The 17599-nt window shown below is 37.2% G+C and carries 23 protein-coding genes; 6 read left to right on the top strand and 17 right to left on the bottom strand.

All coding sequences use genetic code 11. The annotated features are described in order from the left end of the window. Nucleotides 1–72 precede the first annotated feature (72 nt). From xerD to spoIIM, 4 genes are all read right to left on the bottom strand, one after another. On the bottom strand, nt 73–966 hold the full coding sequence (gene xerD, locus MKX29_RS17510) for a site-specific tyrosine recombinase XerD (protein ID WP_224936065.1): 894 nt from the start codon (nt 964–966) through the stop codon (nt 73–75). Nucleotides 967–973: 7 nt separating this feature from the next. Continuing rightward, nucleotides 974–1201, bottom strand: a complete 228-nt coding sequence (locus tag MKX29_RS17505) for a YqzK family protein (RefSeq protein WP_095372690.1) — start codon at nt 1199–1201, stop codon at nt 974–976. A 196-nt stretch (nt 1202–1397) separates the two neighbouring features. After that, on the bottom strand, nt 1398–1862 hold the full coding sequence (gene fur, locus MKX29_RS17500) for a ferric iron uptake transcriptional regulator (protein WP_341106799.1): 465 nt from the start codon (nt 1860–1862) through the stop codon (nt 1398–1400). 251 nt (nt 1863–2113) lie between these two features. Beyond that, nucleotides 2114–2755 (bottom strand): stage II sporulation protein M, encoded by a 642-nt coding sequence (gene spoIIM / locus MKX29_RS17495; RefSeq protein WP_224936063.1) that lies wholly within the window; start codon nt 2753–2755, stop codon nt 2114–2116. A 217-nt stretch (nt 2756–2972) separates the two neighbouring features. Between spoIIM and MKX29_RS17490 the strand changes: the two genes are divergently transcribed. Further along, on the top strand, nt 2973–3542 hold the full coding sequence (locus MKX29_RS17490; RefSeq protein ID WP_341106795.1) for a GNAT family N-acetyltransferase: 570 nt from the start codon (nt 2973–2975) through the stop codon (nt 3540–3542). Between the two features lie 92 nt (nt 3543–3634). On the opposite strand, the gene MKX29_RS17485 is transcribed toward MKX29_RS17490, so the two are convergent. The 3 genes from MKX29_RS17485 to MKX29_RS17475 form a co-directional block, all read right to left on the bottom strand. Beyond that, nucleotides 3635–4543 (bottom strand): EamA family transporter, encoded by a 909-nt coding sequence (locus MKX29_RS17485; RefSeq protein ID WP_341106793.1) that lies wholly within the window; start codon nt 4541–4543, stop codon nt 3635–3637. 225 nt (nt 4544–4768) lie between these two features. After that, nucleotides 4769–5941: an endonuclease Q family protein gene (locus tag MKX29_RS17480; protein ID WP_289434075.1), complete on the bottom strand. Its 1173-nt coding sequence runs from the start codon at nt 5939–5941 to the stop codon at nt 4769–4771. Beyond that, nucleotides 5938–6492 (bottom strand): NUDIX hydrolase, encoded by a 555-nt coding sequence (locus MKX29_RS17475; protein WP_289434076.1) that lies wholly within the window; start codon nt 6490–6492, stop codon nt 5938–5940. Before MKX29_RS17475 ends, MKX29_RS17480 begins: the two co-directional genes overlap by 4 nt. 76 nt (nt 6493–6568) lie before the next feature. Between MKX29_RS17475 and mciZ the strand changes: the two genes are divergently transcribed. Continuing rightward, complete coding sequence (gene mciZ, locus MKX29_RS17470) at nt 6569–6739, top strand: Z-ring formation inhibitor MciZ (RefSeq protein ID WP_289434077.1); 171 nt, start codon at nt 6569–6571, stop codon at nt 6737–6739. A gap of 92 nt (nt 6740–6831) precedes the next feature. Further along, complete coding sequence (locus tag MKX29_RS17465; protein ID WP_341106789.1) at nt 6832–7743, top strand: aldo/keto reductase; 912 nt, start codon at nt 6832–6834, stop codon at nt 7741–7743. Nucleotides 7744–7799: 56 nt separating this feature from the next. On the opposite strand, the gene MKX29_RS17460 is transcribed toward MKX29_RS17465, so the two are convergent. Beyond that, nucleotides 7800–8051, bottom strand: coding sequence for a YqkE family protein (locus tag MKX29_RS17460; protein WP_341106787.1), 252 nt, complete (start codon nt 8049–8051; stop codon nt 7800–7802). A 74-nt stretch (nt 8052–8125) separates the two neighbouring features. Then, on the bottom strand, nt 8126–9316 hold the full coding sequence (locus tag MKX29_RS17455) for an acetyl-CoA C-acetyltransferase (RefSeq protein WP_095372680.1): 1191 nt from the start codon (nt 9314–9316) through the stop codon (nt 8126–8128). A gap of 133 nt (nt 9317–9449) precedes the next feature. On the opposite strand from MKX29_RS17455, the gene MKX29_RS17450 reads away from it, so the two are divergent. Beyond that, the gene (locus MKX29_RS17450; RefSeq protein ID WP_263624138.1) at nt 9450–10343 is read left to right on the top strand and encodes a hydroxymethylglutaryl-CoA lyase; all 894 of its coding nucleotides are present in this window, start codon (nt 9450–9452) and stop codon (nt 10341–10343) included. Nucleotides 10344–10439: 96 nt separating this feature from the next. Continuing rightward, a complete protein-coding gene (locus tag MKX29_RS17445; RefSeq protein WP_251161952.1) occupies nt 10440–11387 on the top strand; it encodes an alpha/beta hydrolase in 948 nt (315 codons plus the stop codon). 168 nt (nt 11388–11555) lie between these two features. On the opposite strand, the gene MKX29_RS17440 is transcribed toward MKX29_RS17445, so the two are convergent. The 7 genes from MKX29_RS17440 to MKX29_RS17410 all read right to left on the bottom strand — a co-directional run bounded on the left by MKX29_RS17440 (nt 11556) and on the right by MKX29_RS17410 (nt 16174). Continuing rightward, nucleotides 11556–11915 (bottom strand): GIY-YIG nuclease family protein, encoded by a 360-nt coding sequence (locus tag MKX29_RS17440; RefSeq protein ID WP_251161953.1) that lies wholly within the window; start codon nt 11913–11915, stop codon nt 11556–11558. 12 nt (nt 11916–11927) lie between these two features. After that, a complete protein-coding gene (locus tag MKX29_RS17435) occupies nt 11928–12671 on the bottom strand; it encodes a DUF2087 domain-containing protein (protein ID WP_224936053.1) in 744 nt (247 codons plus the stop codon). An 86-nt stretch (nt 12672–12757) separates the two neighbouring features. Next, a complete protein-coding gene (locus MKX29_RS17430) occupies nt 12758–13084 on the bottom strand; it encodes an iron-sulfur cluster biosynthesis family protein (RefSeq protein ID WP_224936052.1) in 327 nt (108 codons plus the stop codon). Between the two features lie 123 nt (nt 13085–13207). Beyond that, a complete protein-coding gene (locus MKX29_RS17425; protein ID WP_289434078.1) occupies nt 13208–13543 on the bottom strand; it encodes a DUF1048 domain-containing protein in 336 nt (111 codons plus the stop codon). Beyond that, entirely contained in the window at nt 13540–13869 is a 330-nt protein-coding gene (locus MKX29_RS17420; RefSeq protein WP_224936050.1) for a PadR family transcriptional regulator, read from the bottom strand. Before MKX29_RS17420 ends, MKX29_RS17425 begins: the two co-directional genes overlap by 4 nt. A 213-nt stretch (nt 13870–14082) precedes the next feature. Beyond that, a complete protein-coding gene (locus tag MKX29_RS17415) occupies nt 14083–15339 on the bottom strand; it encodes an L-lactate MFS transporter (protein ID WP_341106780.1) in 1257 nt (418 codons plus the stop codon). Between the two features lie 97 nt (nt 15340–15436). Continuing rightward, nucleotides 15437–16174, bottom strand: coding sequence for an SDR family NAD(P)-dependent oxidoreductase (locus MKX29_RS17410; protein ID WP_224936048.1), 738 nt, complete (start codon nt 16172–16174; stop codon nt 15437–15439). Between the two features lie 153 nt (nt 16175–16327). Between MKX29_RS17410 and MKX29_RS17405 the strand changes: the two genes are divergently transcribed. Further along, nucleotides 16328–17242: a LysR family transcriptional regulator gene (locus MKX29_RS17405; RefSeq protein WP_341106777.1), complete on the top strand. Its 915-nt coding sequence runs from the start codon at nt 16328–16330 to the stop codon at nt 17240–17242. Nucleotides 17243–17259: 17 nt separating this feature from the next. On the opposite strand, the gene MKX29_RS17400 is transcribed toward MKX29_RS17405, so the two are convergent. Beyond that, entirely contained in the window at nt 17260–17589 is a 330-nt protein-coding gene (locus tag MKX29_RS17400) for a YolD-like family protein (RefSeq protein ID WP_224936046.1), read from the bottom strand. Nucleotides 17590–17599 lie beyond the last annotated feature (10 nt).

Below are 17599 nucleotides of genomic sequence, written 5' to 3'. Positions count from 1 at the left end.
TATTGTACTGAAAATAAAAAAAGAAAAACAGTCTTGTATATCACTTTTCACTGTTTTCCTACATATTTCCTGTTAAGCTCTCGGATGGAATTGTTTATATACATCTTTTAATCTCGTTTTTGACACATGTGTATATATTTGTGTCGTAGAAATATCTGCATGGCCAAGCATTTCTTGTACAGCTCTTAAATCTGCTCCATTTTCAAGTAAATGGGTGGCAAATGAATGCCTTAAAGTATGAGGCGTTAACTCTTTTTGAATACCAGCTGCTTGTGCTGTTTTTTTTAGGTTTTTCCAAAATCCTTGCCGTGATAACCCTTTCCCATGATGATTTAAAAATAAGTATTCTGTCGGGTGTTTTGGTGATAACAACTGTTGTCTACCCTTATCTAAATAATCTTGAACAGCTGCTTGTGCTGTTTTTCCTAATGGAATGATTCTTTCCTTATTTCCTTTACCAATGCATCTTAAAAAACCCATCGTTAGATGAACATCATTTATTGTTAAATGGATTAATTCACTGACGCGGATTCCTGTTGCATAGAGTACTTCTAGCATAGCTTTGTCCCTTAAATAAAAGCGGCTGCCATTGTTCGGGAGGTCTAGCAATCTCTCAACTTCCTTCATATTTAAAACCTTTGGCAAAGATTTTTCAGCTTGCGGTGTCTCAATATGAATAGAAGGATCGTGATCTGCTATTTTTTCACGAAGTGCAAATTGGTGAAAGGAACGAATAGACGCTATATGCCTTGCAATTGTTTTAGCAGACTTGCCATCATCCTTAAGCTGAGCTAGAAACTGAACAATATGAACACGTTCAATCTCATTCATCGATTGCTTCATCATCTTCTGCTCAATAAACAATATATAACTTCTTAAGTCTCTTTCATATGACATTATCGTATTTCTGGCTAGCCCTTTTTCAATCATTAAATAGTGGATAAAATCCTGCAGATGATCATTCATAAAATCATTACTCCCCATTTAAATAAAACAGAATCAACCGATCCAACCAAGAAGAGTCCGTTGCATTCGCACTTGCTGCTACCTTCACTGCTGCCCCACTCGGTTCATCATAACGATGATAATCCTGATACTCTTCATTTAACCACATAATTCCATAATAAAAAAGAATTGTGCTTCCTGTAAAAAGAACAAAAACCTTAATGGTTTGATAGACTAATTTAATCCATGCACTCATCATTTCTCCCCCAAATAAAACGTCTTATTAGAGGGTATGCCATTTTGGACAAGATTTATACCTGTTTCCAATGAGGAATCATTTAAGTTCTGTGAGCTTTTACCGAACAAAAACCCTATTTTCGTTCGCAGCTTGAGACACGAGTTAGAGAAAAATAAGAAAACCCTTTCCAATGAAATTAGAAAAGGGTTGTGCCTTATGCTTCTGGCTCTTCATCATTTTTTTTATCTTGACATCGATAGCAGATGCCATGAAAAGTAAGACGATGGTCTTTTATTTTGAAATGCCAACGCTTCTCAACAACTTCTTCCACATCTTCTAGTAGATCTTCTTGAATTTCATCTACTGCACCGCATTCTATGCATACAAGATGATGATGGAAGTGAACAGCACCTTCTTGACGTAAGTCATATCGGGAAACGCCATCACCAAAATTAATTTTATCAACAATTTTTAATTCAGTTAGTAATTCAAGTGTTCGATAAACAGTTGCTAAACCGATTTCTGGCGACTTTTCTTTAACAAGGAGGTATACATCTTCCGCACTCAAATGGTCCTCTTCATGTTCTAACAAAACGCGAACCGTGGCTTCACGTTGTGGTGTTAGTTTATAACTGGATGAATGCAACTGTTTTTTGATTCTGTCAATTCTGCTTTCCATACCGAAAGTCCCTCCCTCACCACTAACATTCTCATTATAACAGATAGATGTATAGAATCAAACTAAAATCATTATAAAGAGACCTTTATAATAACTCTTATATTAGAATTGTTATAATACCTAAAACAACATAAAAGTACAGAACCTAACGTAGGCTCTGTACCTGATCATTTATCCAAGTAGTCATTATTACTAAACTCATATGATAAAAGAATTATAGCATTCAAACCTTATATAAGCAATCGATGAGTTTAGAGGACTGAGTCAATGACTGACTTCATTAGCACCGGTGAAATATAGGCCTCAATAGCTGATGCACCAGCTAATATAATAATGGCAATAAGGAAAGAAATTAAGTATTTACCTAGCAACGGCATAAATGGATTATTTACTTTCTTCATAAACAGCCGACGAATCATCTTCATTGAAAATGAAATTGCAAAAGTAGATGTAATAATAAAAATTGGAATGATAATCATATTTTGTGGCAAAATGGACACAAAAGATAGTAAAAACCCATGCCACTTTAATTGACTTACTAAAAAACCGACAGTAAAGCCAACGACCATCCCTTTCACAAATAATAAAACTAAAATAAGCGGTAATCCAATAATAGATATCCCCAATAGCCATATCACGCCTATATATTTTCCATTATGAAGTAAGCTTTGTTCAAATATATTAGCCGGTGTCGCCATTTCTTCATTTGAAACATGACCAAAAAACTGAGTCAAGTATTGAAATAAATCCTCCTTTTGCGTCAAACTTAAACTGTTTACGACCACCGCTCCAAATATGACACCCATCAAAAACAATATAATAACAAACAAGTAGATTGAGGAATGCTCACGGAAATGATTTACTACGACGTTCTGGTACATTTTTTTTATCATTGCTCTTCCTCCTGAAAATGATTTCACTTACTAGAATGTATGCTAGACTTGCTGAGATCATGACAGAAAGATACGAAATAATATAACTAATCTATTAAAATTGTTGTTGTAAATAAGATGTTATTTATTTACACTTTAAGAAAGTTATATTTACTTGATGTAAAAGGGTTTGATAGACCGGCGATAGGCGCTATTAAATTAAAAAGGAGAATAAAGAATGAATCCCATCTTAGTAGATTTTCCAGAGAAAATAGAAACAGAACGTTTGTATTTTAGACCATGTTTGCCTGGTGACGGCAAGATAGTGCATGAAGCCATTGCAGTGTCGCGAGATTCTCTAAAAAAGTGGCTGCCTTTTGCTGTAAAAGAAGAGACTGTTGAAGAAGTAGAAGCTGGAATACGCGCATCTTTTGCCGAATTTATTAACCGAAGCGATTTCCGTCTACATATCTATCTGAAGGAGAATCATCTTTTTGTTGGCTCAATCGGCCTTCACCGGATCAATTGGGATATTAAAAAATTTGAAGTTGGTTATTGGTGTGATAGCCGCCAAATTAAGAATGGCTATATAACAGAAGCTGCAGAAGCTTTGACAGCTTTCTGTTTTGAGCATTTCAAAGCGAATAGAGTTGAAATCCGCTGTGATGAAAAAAATATAGATAGTCGGCGAATAGCGGAACGTCTCGGTTTCCCATTAGAGGGCATATTGCGTAACGATAGCTTAGCAACCGATAACATATCCCTAAGAAGTACATGTGTGTATGCAAAAGTAAAAGTTGATGACTAATTGATATCCTCATACAAAAAGGTGAGGGCCTTGTCAAGATCTTAGACAAAGCCCCCACCATCTCAAGAAAAAATAAACATATCCCCGATTCATTAACTCGCCTTTGACGACTGAATGAGTTCGTGGTCCTTTTTTGTTTTATGAGCCACGTTACCATAAATAATCCCTAAAATGATAATACAAACCCCTAACCACTGAAGCGGGACAAGTTCTTCCTGTAAAACCAGTACAGACATTAGTAAAGCAACTGGTAATTCTGACGATGTCAATATCGTACCTAACCCAGCACCCACATGAGGCATTCCGATCGCAAATAACAACGGTGGTAAAGTGACACCAAAAAGACCTAGAAACAATCCGTACGGCAAAAGTGCCGTTACAGTTGCAGCATCAGCTAAGAAAACTGGCGGGAAGATGACAAAAGTAATAAGTAATCCACCAATGGCAAAGACAGCGCTTCTTTGGATCGGCGGTACTTCTTTCCCGACCGTGCTACTAATATAGGCGAAGATGGAGAAAGATAATGCCGCAAGCATCCCCCATCCTGCACCAACTAGAGAAAAGTCATTAAATCCTTGTGACAAAATACCTGTTGCCAAGAAAGAGCCAATAAGTAATAGCAAAATCGCACGTAATTTTTTCATTCCTGGCTTTTTTCTATCAATAATAAACTCGATAGCCGTACCAATCCAAACAAACTGAAATAAGAAAATGATGGCTAACGACGCATTTAAAGACTGTAAGGATTGATAATAAAAAATTCCCGTTAAACCAGTTGGCACACCACATAATACGAGAAAGCTAAAACGCTTGAAGCTTATCTTCTGTTTTTTTGTAAACAAGAATATAAGCCAAATCAGTAACGTCCCAGCTAAAAATTGACTTCCAGAAACTTCAGCAAGTTCGAATCCCTCACCGTAGGCAAGCTTGACAAAGGTTGATAATACACCAAAGCAAGCACCTCCGATAAGGACTGCTAAAGGATACATTGATTGTTTCATCCGTATTTCCTCCTCAATCTACCGGTTAACAAATATCGTTTTAGTAAAGATAAGAGCATTTTTTTTAAATACAAAAAGCCACACATCAATGCTGCTTGCATCAATGTGTGGCGAAAAAAGAGTGTCTACTCTTAAAAAGTCCACAAATCCGTACCGGTTTTGGCATTCAATTATTTATACCACTGTATCTTATCCCCGACATGGGTAGTCTGTCAAGTCTAGTATTTAATCAATGCGTATTCTACCATATCTTCCTCCGCCACCTACGTCAAATTGTAAGCTCCCTGATCTCGCCTGCTCAATCAGAAGCGCTGCTTGTTCAGGTATGACTTGTTGCAATGAAGCAAGAGGAACATCATGGATGATGGCCATTTCTGTGCCATAATGAAGAAGTAGCTTTTCTAATGTCTTTACCCCGATTCCGGGAATAAACTCTAAAGGGATTTGATGAATATATGGTGGGCGTTTCCTCCCTTGAGCCATTGGAGTGACATTTGCTAACTCTTGAATACGATTTTTTACCCCTTTAATGATTTTCTTACTAGAACAGTTACTGCATTTTACTGTCCCTTGTGGTTGGGCCTCACCACATTTAACACAGACCGTCTCATGATATTTACCAAGAAGCGGATCTAATCCATAATTTGCTTCAACTGCTCTTCCATCCGTTTGTTGCAGTGCCATAGTTAACTCCTTAAAACTTAATTCTTGGAGGGAGATTCTTTGGTATTCTCTTGCAATTTTCGCTAATGAATGCGCATCAGAATTTGTTATATATGGATAATCATGTAACTCCGCTATCACGTCTGCCATTTCTGTATTTGCGCTTAACCCTAATTCAATTGCATCAATCGAATGAGGGTCAAATACTTCCGCGAGTGAATGCTTTACCCCTTTTCCATATAAGCTTTTAAAAGGTGTAAACACATGGGCTGGAATAAACAAACCTTCTAATTCCTTTACCTTTTGTTGAAGCACACGCCCTTCTATATAAACACGCTGTGAACTCAGTTGAATATTCTTCATTAGAAATGACAACCAGTTTGAAAAATCCTTCATGTGGCTAAGTGTCGGAAAAAAAGACAGAACATGGATGGGCCCATGGCAATATTGATCATAAATCTCGAGCTCTGAACCAAGAATAATCATCATATCATCAAATAATAATCCGCCATCCTCATGCTCTTGTAACTCACCCTCCTGAAGTAAAGCCTCTATTTCAGTTATCACTTCTGGAGAATGGCAATCGATGATCCCAATGATGTCTAACCCTTTTTGATTTTTTGCATGATGAATAATGTTTGTAAAAGTCAAGTTTTTTGAACCTGTGATTTTAACCGGCTTTCCAGTAGCGGTTCTCCCAATATGAATATGCAAATCTGCATAATAAGATTTCATTTTTGCTGCAACGCTTCTTTTAGTTGCATATATTGAACTGCATAAGCGGTTTTCGCATCATAGATTTTTTGCTCTCCTATTAATTGGACAGCTTCTTGAACAGTGACTTCTTTCAGATTAACAAATTCATCTTCATCAAGAGTGGCCGAATTTTCTATCACATGTAAACCTTTTGCTATATACAAATGAACAATTTCATCAGCAAAACCAGGAGAGGTATAAAAAGAAATAAGCCACTCTATTTCATCACACCCATACCCTGTTTCTTCTTCTAATTCTCTTTTTGCACATTGTAGGGGATCTTCGTTTCCTTCTAATTTACCTGCTGGTATTTCAATTATCGTCTTCTCAAGTGCTTTACGGTATTGTTCAACCATAACCATTTTTCCTTCATCCGTTAGTGCTAATATTGCCACTGCACCTGGGTGCTTGACTACTTCTCTTTTCGACAATTGTCCGTTCGGTAGTTCAACTTCTTCTACTTGGAGTCGAATAATCCTACCGTCAAAGATTTTTTCCGTTTTTAACGTTTTTTCTTCTAGGCGACTCATTTTCTCTCGTCACTCCTGTTCTATCCGATTATTCTGCTCATACATTTTAACATACTTATGTTTAGGAGAGCTCTTGATGAAAATATACGTACATGAAAATGGTGTTACCTTTGTTGGTAAGGCATGGGAAATTAAAGAAAAACTAAAGGTTTATCAGCAGTCATTTACTTATGTAAGAGAATGGGTAGATGAAACAACAAATGATGATTATTACAAGGAGCCCAAAAATAGCAAACGTCACTTATAAATTCTCCATGCAATGAATCAAAAGATTTGTTTAACCTCTCTCAGTATCGGTAAAATAGATAAAAAATACTCAGAGAAGAGCGGAGGTTCACAATGAAAAAAGTACAGTTAGGTAAATCACCATTAATGGTTACTCCACTTGGTCTTGGTTGTATGTCACTTGGAACAGATAAACGAAAGGCACAAGCGATTATTGAAACAGCACTAGAAGAAGGCATTAATTATTTTGATACAGCCGACTTATACGACTTTGGTTTGAATGAACAGCTAGTTGGAGAAGCGTTAAAACGCGTACGAGAGGATGTTGTTATTGCCACAAAAGTAGGTAATCGGTGGACCGAAGGAAAAGAAGGCTGGCGCTGGGATCCGTCAAAAGCTTATATAAAAGAAGCCGTAAAACAAAGCTTGAAACGATTAAGTGTAGAATATATTGACTTATATCAATTGCATGGCGGGACGCTAGAAGATAATATACTAGAAACAATTGACGCGTTTGAAGAGCTTAAACAAGAAGGTTTTATTAAGGCATATGGTATCTCCTCCATTCGTCCTAATGTGATTCGCGAATATGTTAAGCATGCCTCTATTGATTCAGTAATGATGCAATATAGTTTACTTGATCGTCGTCCAGAGGAAGAAGTTTTACCACTTTTAGCTAAAAATAACATTAGTGTCGTTACGAGAGGTCCACTCGCTAAAGGTTTATTAAGTGAAAACTGGATTGATAAACTATCGGAACAAGGATATTTAGATTATAGTGAAACTGAATTGCGCGCTCTTCTGACTGAGCTTAAAGCAAAGTTTACTGAAACACGCCATCTACAAGAAGCGGCTATACAATATAACTTGGCACATAAAGGGGTTACTTCTATTATTGCCGGTGCCTCTTCTATGGAGCAGGTTAAAGAAAATGTTGCCGCCGTTCGTGCAGAGCCATTATCTAAGTCAGAATTAACCTTCATGGATCAATTAGCTAAAATGAATAAGTACGAGGCACATCGTTAACACCAATCAAAAAAAGATGACGTACCTTTGGATACGTCATCTTTTCTTGTAATCTATTATTTAAATTCTTTCCAATTTAAGTTACTTTCGCCTAAAAGCTCTTCAAAGCTTTTATTTTTCTCACGTAATTTACGCTCTTCTGCTTTTCTACGTGATTCTTCCTCAAACTTTATTTCTTCCGCTTTTTTTAGCTCATTTTTCTTCACTTGTAATCCTTTGACAAGCTTAGGATTTAACATATCTCCTAAAGTAAGCGGGTTATCCTCACTTATTTTCTTTGATTGTGCTCGCTGTTTTCTCTGCTTCATGACTGGTGTCCTACCCCCTCATTCTTTTAAATAGAATGTATGGTTATTATAGCATAGAACCCTCTCACCATAAATTATTCTGCAAGCTCTATTACAGTTGCCACACCTTGTCCGCCACCAATACACAATGTTGCTAACCCTTTCTTCGCTTGGCGTTTTTGCATTTCATGGATGAGAGTAACTAAAATTCGTGCGCCACTTGCACCAATTGGATGCCCTAGGGCAATTGCGCCACCGTTTACATTTAAGATGTCTTTCTTAAAGTTCAATTCACGATCAACCGCTAAGGACTGCGCCGCAAATGCTTCATTTGCTTCAATTAACTCTAATTCTTCCAATGTAGTATTTGCTTTCGTTAATGCTTTCTTCACCGCTTCTACTGGACCAATTCCCATAATACTTGGGTCAACACCAGCATTCCCATTCCCTTTAATTGTAACAAGTGGCTTAATTCCTAACTCTTCCGCTTTTTGTTTACTCATTACTACCACTGCTGCTGCACCATCATTGATACCGGATGCATTGCCTGCTGTCACACTTCCTTCTTTTCTAAATGCTGGGCGTAGTTTACCTAATTTTTCTGCCGTTGTACCTGCTTTCGGATGTTCATCTTGATCAAAAATGATTGGCTCTCCTTTTCGCTGCGGAATCTCTACCGGAACGATTTCATCTTTAAAGCGACCAGATTCGATTGCTTGCGTCGCTTTCTCTTGGCTCTCAGCCGCAAATTGATCTTGTTCCGCTCTAGAAATCTCATATTTATCACATAAGTTTTCAGCAGTTACACCCATATGATACTGATTAAATGCACATGTTAGCCCATCATCAATAAGGGAGTCATATAAAGTAGTATTACCCATTTTAAACCCATCACGTGCACCTTTTAGAATATAAGGTGCTTGGCTCATATTTTCCATGCCACCAGCGACAATAATGTCTGCATCTCCAGCGACAATTGCTTGCGTTGCTAAATGAACGGCTTTCAAGCCCGAGCCACACACTTTATTAATAGTCATTGAAGAAACACTTTCAGGTACACCTGCTTTTATAGCCGCTTGTCTTGCTGGGTTTTGACCTAATCCTGCTTGCAACACATTCCCCATAATAATTTCGTCAACTGCTGATGCTTCTACCCCTGCTTTCTTTAATGCTTCCTTAATAACTACTGCTCCTAAATCTATCGCGGATACCCCTTTTAAACTCCCATTAAATGTTCCTAACGCTGTTCTTGTAGCGCTTACAATAACGACTTCTGCTCGTTCCATACTGTTTTTCCCCTCCATGGTTACCTTGTTATGAATCTACCTCTCTATTATGCCATACTTTACTTAATTCTTGCATTTCTGAATATTAAACCACTACAATAAAGTAAACGCTTTCTATAATAGGAGGAATATAATGTTTACACTGCCGAAAGAAGTGACGATTATTGAAGTGGGCCCAAGAGATGGACTACAGAATGAAAAAAACTTCGTTCCAACAGATATCAAAAAACAATTTATTCAAAAATTAAAAAGTGCTGGTGTAAAAGAAATGGAACTTACCTCATTTGTTTCGCCAAAATGGGTACCGCAAATGAGTGATGCAGCTGAAATTGTAGCTGATACCCTTACATCACATACGCGAGATATGGTACTTGCTCCCAACCGAAAAGGGATTGATCGTGTTTATGCTACTGATTGCCAAGCCGTTGCTACTTTTGTTGGTGTTAGTCAAACGTTCAACAAAAAGAATATTAATAAAACAACCGAAGAAAGTGTCACTGAAATTGTGCCAATAATCAAAGAATTAAAAGGAAATGGATATTTTGTACGTGCTTGTATTTCCACAGCTTTTTATTGTCCGTACGAAGGAAAAGTAGATGTAAATGATACATTAAAATTATGCCAGGCTTTTGTCAATGCAGGAGCAGATGAGTTAAGTGTTGCTGATACCATCGGAATGGCAGCTCCGCATGAATCATTTGATGTATTTAAAAAGTTAAAAGATGCTTTTCCTGAAACACTCATTACCGCTCATTTTCATGATACACGAAAATTAGCTCTTCCTAACATCCTCGCTGCTCTTCAAGCTGGTGTCGACCGTTTTGATACTTCTGCTGGTGGACTTGGCGGCTGTCCTTTCGCTCCAGGTGCAGCTGGGAACGCTGCTACGGAAGATGTGGTATATATGTTAGAGAGAATGGGTATCTCAACCAATATAGACTTGCAAAAGCTAGTTGAAGCCATTCATCTCGTAAAGCCACATATGACAAGGTCAATTGAAAGTAGTTATTTTCAACTAAATGCTTAAACAATCTGTCCATCTTATGACACGAACCGGTGTTTTAAGATGGATATTTCTTTTGTCCAAATGGTAAAATAAAGGAAAACACCATGGAGGGAAAAAATGAAAAGAATCCTGCGCTATAGTTTATTACTGCTAACTGTTATTCTCTCTATTGGCACCTACTTCACAAATAAATTAATGTATATTCGTAAAAAAGATAACGCGGTTATCGTTGAAAGAGAAAGCATCGCTGGCAGATTAAATGTCACAGCCTATGATCAATTAGAAAAGGAAGAACATTTTATCCATTCTCCTCTAGGATACTCTCTTAAAGTTGTCGTTGCTGCACCTTATCCTAGTAATAGATACGTCATCATTTCTCATGGGGTGACAGAGAATAAAACGAACTCTATAAAATATATGAACTTGTTTTTATCTCGCGGTTTCAATGTTGTTATTTATGATCACCGAAGACATGGTGAATCTGGCGGGAAGACAACGAGCTATGGCTATTATGAGAAATATGATCTTAAAGCTGTGGTAGATTGGCTCAAAAGACAGAAAGGTCCTGATGTACTCTTAGGTATTCATGGTGAATCAATGGGGGCAGCGACAATGCTCTTATACGCTGGGAGCCTTGCTGATGATGCTGATTTTTATATTGCTGATTGCCCTTTTTCTGATTTATCTGGTCAACTTACTCATCATTTGCGTACGACCTTTAAATTACCACCTAAAGTAATCTTGCCAATAAGTAACGTTTTTCTTAGATTGCGTGACAAATATTCCATCCATGACGTGTCACCACTCGCTGTCGTATCTTATATTAGCAAGCCTGTTCTTTTTATCCATAGTAAAGATGATACATTTATCCCACCTGTTATGACGGAAATGCTTTATGAACAAAAAAATGGACCAAAAAAACTATTCATTGCTAAATATGGTGCACATGCTCAATCATACAATGAAAATAAAGAAGCCTATGAAGCAGCCATCGACTCTTTCTTTACAGATAATGGAATCCCCTTTCAAGTGGAAGATTCACCTGCCCATAAATTTGAGCGATAGCCTACTATAAGCTGATTTTCAACCAAATTCCCACCCTCTATGATTGACTAGACTGAAGCTTTTGTTTACTTGATGCTCATTTCTCTTTTTAACGCACACAGCTCTTTATAGATGCCCTCACCAAGGCATAGAAAATCAAATTTGCTTAGCATAACTTTTCCTAACCTATTATTCCTCGGGTTTATGGTGATAGCCTTTGTCATCATAAGCCTCTTCTTTAAGAATCCATTCTTTTCTCTTTTTTTGCAGTTCGAACTTCATATCGTTGATTTCACTTTTATCCTTCTGCCAGAGTACTTCATAACTAAACACATCTTCACCGTATTTATGCCAATCTTCTTGTAATTCTTTGTTCATATGACGACCATCATTTAAGGTCATTTTAGAAGTAAGCCAACGATTTTTCACATTTGGTACAGCATCAATGAATTTTTTTCCATTACTTTCGTTTTTTATTCTAATCACACCATAATAGGTTTTCATCTCTTTATACTGTTGTTTTAATTCTTTCTTACGATCGGGTTTCAATAGTATTCCTCCTTAATCATTTACCCAATAGGCTTTGCCATCTGGCGTCCTGTTCATATATCCATAATCGATTAAATACCTTCTTATAGTGACATAATCATCGTATATGCCTACTAGTATTTCTTTCATTTCATCTTCTCCGTATGTGCGCCCAGTAACAAATTCCTTGATGATGCGACTTAAAATCGCGATTTTCTTTTTCTCTTTTTTCGGTAATCGTTTTAACTTGAGCGGATGGAGGCTCTCGAAATTTTCCTTTATGATTTGCTCTCGTTCTTCTATTGTCATAAAGTAGCGCTCATCCACCATCGTCGCACCGTTATGAATAGGGATGATTTCTTCCTGAATATGACCTAGAAATGCATTTTCATATATGGCTAAATATAGCTTTGCTTGCTTTGCCTTTTCACGAAATGAAAACTTTTGATGGCGAATCGTTGAGTGAGATACATTCATCTCTTCTGCAATTTGGGCATCTTTTTTACCCGATTGAAAGGCGCTTAACAACTGTTTTTGTTTATCTGTAAGCGTATTATATTTACTTTCGTCTGAAAGTAGCTGCAGAAAATTCCCTCCGTGCTCTTCGGATATATGCCACTCTACTGCTTGTTTTCCTAAAAACATTTCTTCGGCAAATTGATAAACCCGCCCTGTTTCAAAAGTCTGTTGGCAATAATTACATACGTAAACAGCCTCTTGTGATCGATATTGATATCCTTGCTTTAGTTCAGTGAAAGTTAATGATTGAAAGTCCATATTACCCTCCTTATATAAACAAATTTTAAATATGTTTATTAAATTAGTCAACAAAAAAAAGAGAAGATTTCTGTTTCTTCTCTTTCTCATTTCGTATAATCCATGAAAGCCATACGTGGATTCAAGTATTCATAATTATTTTTTAATTGAAAGCATCTCGCCTGTTCACTATAATCAATCGTTACCTCTTCTGATAAAAAGACTTCCTTAGAAGGCTCGATATAAATAGACATAAAATCTGTTTGGACTTCGCTGTCATCTGGCTCTAGTTCTTTTACAAGCCACAAAGCCGTTACACCGCTTACAACACAGCCACACCCTTCAGTATCATATTTTAATTTTAAATAACCCTCTTTATTTTTTAATTTTTCTGTTATTTTTATTATGGCTCTTGGTGTAATTGTTATCTTCAACTTTACCGCCCTTTCTTTCTATGTTAACCATGATTATAACAACTAAAATGTTTGAATAACAGCTTCAGTCCATTAGATACCATTTGACAACCTATCCCACTGCCATTTATCTAATTGGTTATATTATTTATTTAATCTTTCTATTTCCAATCGGAGTTTTTCTTGGCTTTTAATAAACCAAAGTTCCTCTGGGTATTGCGCCATAATGGCATTTGCAAATTCAACAGGGTCATTACCCATAATATCCTGTAATGGTAGTTGTTCAATTGAACTTTCTTTAAATAATTGAAGCATATTTTCTAACACTTCCATAAAATTTTCTCCTTTGGCGAAATTCCACATATACTGTTCTAAAGCATGAAGGGCTTCCTTGTAACTTTGTGGCAACTGCTCTTTTTCAGCTTTATAATCGTTATATCGCTTTTTACTACCAATTAATTTTTCAAATAGATTTTTCATTTACTATCATTCTCCTTTATTTCATTTAATTTTCTAGAGAGAAAAAACCATTTCTCCCAAAACTTATCGAGCTCATACTTCCCAGAATCATTTAACGTATAAAACTTCCTTGGTGGACCAAGCTCCGATTTTCTTTTTTCAACATGTAACAGCTCTTTCTTTTCAAGTCTAAGCAACACAGTGTACACAGTTCCTTCTGCAATATCTTCAAAGCCTATGCTTTGTAAATACTGTGTGATTTCATAGCCATAGGTCTCCCCCTGCCCTATTTTCTGAAGCACAATCCCTTCTAACACACCTTTCAATAATTCTGTTAACCCTTTCACTCGCTAAACCCCTCTTTCATTCTTTGCTAAATAGTAATACTAAGTAGTATGCATAAACAACTTGTTTTTTAACATAAACGACACTAACTATATAGTAAAACTAAGTACTACTACATAATATGACTAAGTAGATAAATTGTCAATGGTTTTAAAAAAAATAAAAAACCACCTGAACTTCTTTTCTTAAAAGGCTCAGGTGGGGAACACTTATGCTTACGCAATGATTGCTTGCTGTTTCTTTTCTTTCTTTTTATTTAAAAATAACACTAAACCTACAAGCCCAATACCGATAGCTGTTAAGATTGCTGCTGCGATATAAGCAGTCGTAAAGCTTCCTGTCGTTTCCTTAAAGTAGGAAGCGATACGTGGACCTACAAAAGCGCCCCCAGAATAGCCAAGGAAAACGATGGCATAGTTCATACCGAAATTCTTTGGACCAAATGACTGACTAGTTAAAGGCGGAAACACTACAAGTAAACCACCAAAAGCAAAACCGAGGATAACAATACAAATGGTGAAGTACACAAGTGATGTCGCCATTGTTAATAGTAATAATGCAGCAATCGTCATAACTAAATTAATTAATAGAGCGATATAGGAACCGAATTTATCATAAATAACCCCAAACGCTAAACGTCCAACAAAGTTCGATAATGTGCTAATACTGACAATGACTGCACCAACTGTCGCTGTTAACCCAACTTGGTCTTGAGCGATTACAGAAGCAGAAGATACCATCATTGTTCCTGCCGTACTCGCTGCCACTAAAGTTAAAAATAATAGATAAAACAGCGGAGTAGCAAGCATTTGCTTCCAATTTAGATTGATGATTGCCGCCTTTTTCTTTTGACTTTGTTTTTGTTCCGATGGTAATTTCCAGCCTTTGGGACGAAAGTTAGCTGGTGCAGTGTACATTAACCAACCCACAGCCCAAACACCGATAAAAAAGACGATCCCCAGTATACGGAATGATACTAGCACCCCGAAACGTTCAATGATCATCGCCGCAATCGGAGACAATATAAATGGACCAATTGCTGCACTTGATAATAATAACCCTGAAATTTTTCCACCCTTATCAGGGAACCAACGCATAGCTGTGACTAAGGCCGAATTATACATCATCCCCGCTCCACTACCAGCGATTAGGCTGAAGGTTACATAAAGCATAGGAATGGTTGTCACTGAAGCGGTTAAAAACCAACCTAACCCAAAGAGTAATCCACCAATATACATTAGCCACTTGACTCCATAGCGGTCAGTAATCATGCCGGCAAATATGGCAACAATAGCAAAAATTAAAGTGTACAATGAGTAAGCTAAGTTATAGTCCGCACTTGACCATCCATGTAATTTTGTCATCGGTTCCGAAAAAACACTAAAAATCGCAATAGAGGCGACGAGAAAAATAATGATCCAGGCACTAGTGAAAATAAACCAGCGATTTGGTACTTTCTTTGATGTTGACATGTTTATCCCCCTTTTTCGAACAATCGCTTCACTTTTACCTTTAAAGAAAGATAGCCATTAAGCCTTTACTGCTTAATGACTATCTTCAAAAAAGTAATTATACGATTGTGTAGCCGCCATCAATCGGTACGACTGCACCGTTCATAAATTTCGATTCATCTGATGCTAAAAATACGGCTAGATCAGCCACTTCATAGTCATTGCCAAAACGGTCTAACGGTATTTTATTGGTTGGACGTGTTTTTAACATATCTGCTGTTAATGGCGTACGGATTGTTCCTGGTGCAATCGCATTCATTTTGATACCTTTAGAACCATAGACCGCAGCAATATGCTTCGTATAACCAACTACCGCATGTTTGGATGCCGTGTAAGCGGCTCCACCCATTTGTGCAACAAGACCTGCAATGGAAGCAATATTGACGATTGTTCCTTCACCGCGCTTGATCATATTTGGTAATACAAGGTTTGTAATTTTATAAATGGCTTTCACGTTAATATCAAATATTAAATCCCATTGTTGCTCTGTTGTTTCTAAACTGTTCGTGTATTTATCAAAAATTCCAGCATTATTGATGACAACATCAATCTGACCATAGTGATCCATAGCTGCTTTTACCATATTTTCTAAATCAGCTTGTTCTGTTACATTGACTTTTACCGCTAAAGCTTCCCCGTTGTTTTCCTTTATTTCTGCTACTACTGCTTCAGCACCTTCCATATTTAAGTCAGCAACAATTACTTTCGCCCCTTCACTAGCAAAACGAAGGGCTTCAGCCTTGCCCATACCAGATGCTGCCCCTGTAATAATAGCTACTTTATTTTGTAATCTCATAACTGTCTCCCCTTTGAACGTAAATTAAATTAGGATAAGTGATTGCCTATTCCTTTGTCCTACGTTTACTATTGTAAAATAGCCTTTTAATAACGTATAATACATCTTTATCTATAATTTATAACTTAGAAGTTATGAAAGAGGTGGATAGTTTTGGAGCTTTTACAGTTACGCTATTTTCAAAAAGTAGCTCATTTAGAAAGCATCACGAAAGCAGCGAATGAATTACATGTATCTCAACCAGCATTGAGTAAAATGATTGCAAGGCTTGAACATGATTTGGGGGCATCTCTTTTCGATCGTCAAGGACGAACCATTCGCTTAAATGATTTTGGTCGCTCTTATTTAAATAGAATCAATCGTGTGTTTTTTGAATTGGAGGAAGGCGAGCGTGAAATAGAAGAAATGGTAACGACACAACACCGTATCACTTCGGTTTCCATTGCCCTGCCACATATCTTACCCTTCTTTATTGGAGAATTCATGAAGGAGCATCCTAATGTTCATATTAAACAATACACTGGCACAGCAGCAGCGATGAAAAAGCAATTAGAGGATGGAGATATTGATTTTTGTATTTCTATGAGGCCTATCGAAGGGACAGAAATTGAGTGGATGACCCTCCTTGATGAGGAAATCTTTTTATCTGTCCCACCTGATCACCCCCTTGCCCACCGATCTTCGGTGCATTTAAATGATGTATGTAACGAGGTATTTATTAATCGTCCGATGGGCTATGATTTTAGAGATTTAACGGATCAGTTTTGCTCTGAAGCAGGCTTCACTCCCCATACTCCGATTGAACTTGAAGAAGCAGGAGCTATTTTACGATTGATTGAGCTCGGTTTAGGGATTTCTTTTACACCACAGTTATCATTATTACAAGAGAATTTACCGAAAACAGTGCAAATCCCAATCACTGCTCCTCGTTGTCGACGTAATATTGGACTCGCCTGGCATAAAGGACGTTATTTCTCTCAGGCTGCGACTGATCTCCATCAATTTACGGTGCGTTTTTTTAAACACATCGCTCTTACTTATTTTGACGATCAGAGTGTTGGCGATTGATACGGGGTATAGTTAACTTAACTTTCTTCTATATGAATGATTTCTGGTAGGAAAATGATATCAATACGGTCATCTTCCTTTACGACTCGAAGCGATTGTTTGAATGTATCTACATAATGAATGCGACCGGAAATAGTCACTTGTTCTCCTCGACGGAACAAGGTAAATGTTAACAAAGTATGAAACGCCATGGCCTCGCTAATCACCTCATCGAACTGTTCATATTGTTGTTCATCTAACTGAGGTTTAGTTTGTTTATGGTGACTTTCATCATACTCTCTTAAAAGCTTGACATGTTCCGGTAGCATCATTGAAACCCATTTCTTATTCCCACGATCACGAAGCATCACTTATTCC

The sequence above is a fragment of the Cytobacillus sp. FSL R7-0696 genome (genome assembly GCF_038006865.1).
Classification (GTDB): Bacteria; Bacillota; Bacilli; order Bacillales; family Cytobacillaceae; genus Cytobacillus; species Cytobacillus kochii.
Note: the sequence above shows the minus strand (reverse complement) of the source record. Positions and strands in the feature narration are given on the sequence as shown.

Excerpts from the sequence above, each read along its gene's own strand:
- MKX29_RS17415 (WP_341106780.1), bottom strand. The coding sequence starts at position 15,339 with ATGTCAACATCAAAGAAAGTACCAAATCGCTGGTTTATTTTCACTAGT.
- MKX29_RS17480 (WP_289434075.1), bottom strand. The coding sequence starts at position 5,941 with ATGAAATCTTATTATGCAGATTTGCATATTCATATTGGGAGAACCGCT.
- mciZ (WP_289434077.1), top strand. The coding sequence starts at position 6,569 with ATGAAAATATACGTACATGAAAATGGTGTTACCTTTGTTGGTAAGGCA.
- xerD (WP_224936065.1), bottom strand. The coding sequence starts at position 966 with ATGAATGATCATCTGCAGGATTTTATCCACTATTTAATGATTGAAAAA.
- MKX29_RS17425 (WP_289434078.1), bottom strand. The coding sequence starts at position 13,543 with ATGAAAAATCTATTTGAAAAATTAATTGGTAGTAAAAAGCGATATAAC.
- MKX29_RS17435 (WP_224936053.1), bottom strand. The coding sequence starts at position 12,671 with ATGGACTTTCAATCATTAACTTTCACTGAACTAAAGCAAGGATATCAA.
- MKX29_RS17460 (WP_341106787.1), bottom strand. The coding sequence starts at position 8,051 with ATGAAGCAGAGAAAACAGCGAGCACAATCAAAGAAAATAAGTGAGGAT.
- MKX29_RS17465 (WP_341106789.1), top strand. The coding sequence starts at position 6,832 with ATGAAAAAAGTACAGTTAGGTAAATCACCATTAATGGTTACTCCACTT.
- MKX29_RS17505 (WP_095372690.1), bottom strand. The coding sequence starts at position 1,201 with ATGAGTGCATGGATTAAATTAGTCTATCAAACCATTAAGGTTTTTGTT.
- MKX29_RS17475 (WP_289434076.1), bottom strand. The coding sequence starts at position 6,492 with ATGAGTCGCCTAGAAGAAAAAACGTTAAAAACGGAAAAAATCTTTGAC.
- spoIIM (WP_224936063.1), bottom strand. The coding sequence starts at position 2,755 with ATGATAAAAAAAATGTACCAGAACGTCGTAGTAAATCATTTCCGTGAG.
- MKX29_RS17445 (WP_251161952.1), top strand. The coding sequence starts at position 10,440 with ATGAAAAGAATCCTGCGCTATAGTTTATTACTGCTAACTGTTATTCTC.
- MKX29_RS17490 (WP_341106795.1), top strand. The coding sequence starts at position 2,973 with ATGAATCCCATCTTAGTAGATTTTCCAGAGAAAATAGAAACAGAACGT.
- fur (WP_341106799.1), bottom strand. The coding sequence starts at position 1,862 with ATGGAAAGCAGAATTGACAGAATCAAAAAACAGTTGCATTCATCCAGT.
- MKX29_RS17400 (WP_224936046.1), bottom strand. The coding sequence starts at position 17,589 with ATGCTTCGTGATCGTGGGAATAAGAAATGGGTTTCAATGATGCTACCG.
- MKX29_RS17410 (WP_224936048.1), bottom strand. The coding sequence starts at position 16,174 with ATGAGATTACAAAATAAAGTAGCTATTATTACAGGGGCAGCATCTGGT.
- MKX29_RS17485 (WP_341106793.1), bottom strand. The coding sequence starts at position 4,543 with ATGAAACAATCAATGTATCCTTTAGCAGTCCTTATCGGAGGTGCTTGC.
- MKX29_RS17450 (WP_263624138.1), top strand. The coding sequence starts at position 9,450 with ATGTTTACACTGCCGAAAGAAGTGACGATTATTGAAGTGGGCCCAAGA.
- MKX29_RS17455 (WP_095372680.1), bottom strand. The coding sequence starts at position 9,316 with ATGGAACGAGCAGAAGTCGTTATTGTAAGCGCTACAAGAACAGCGTTA.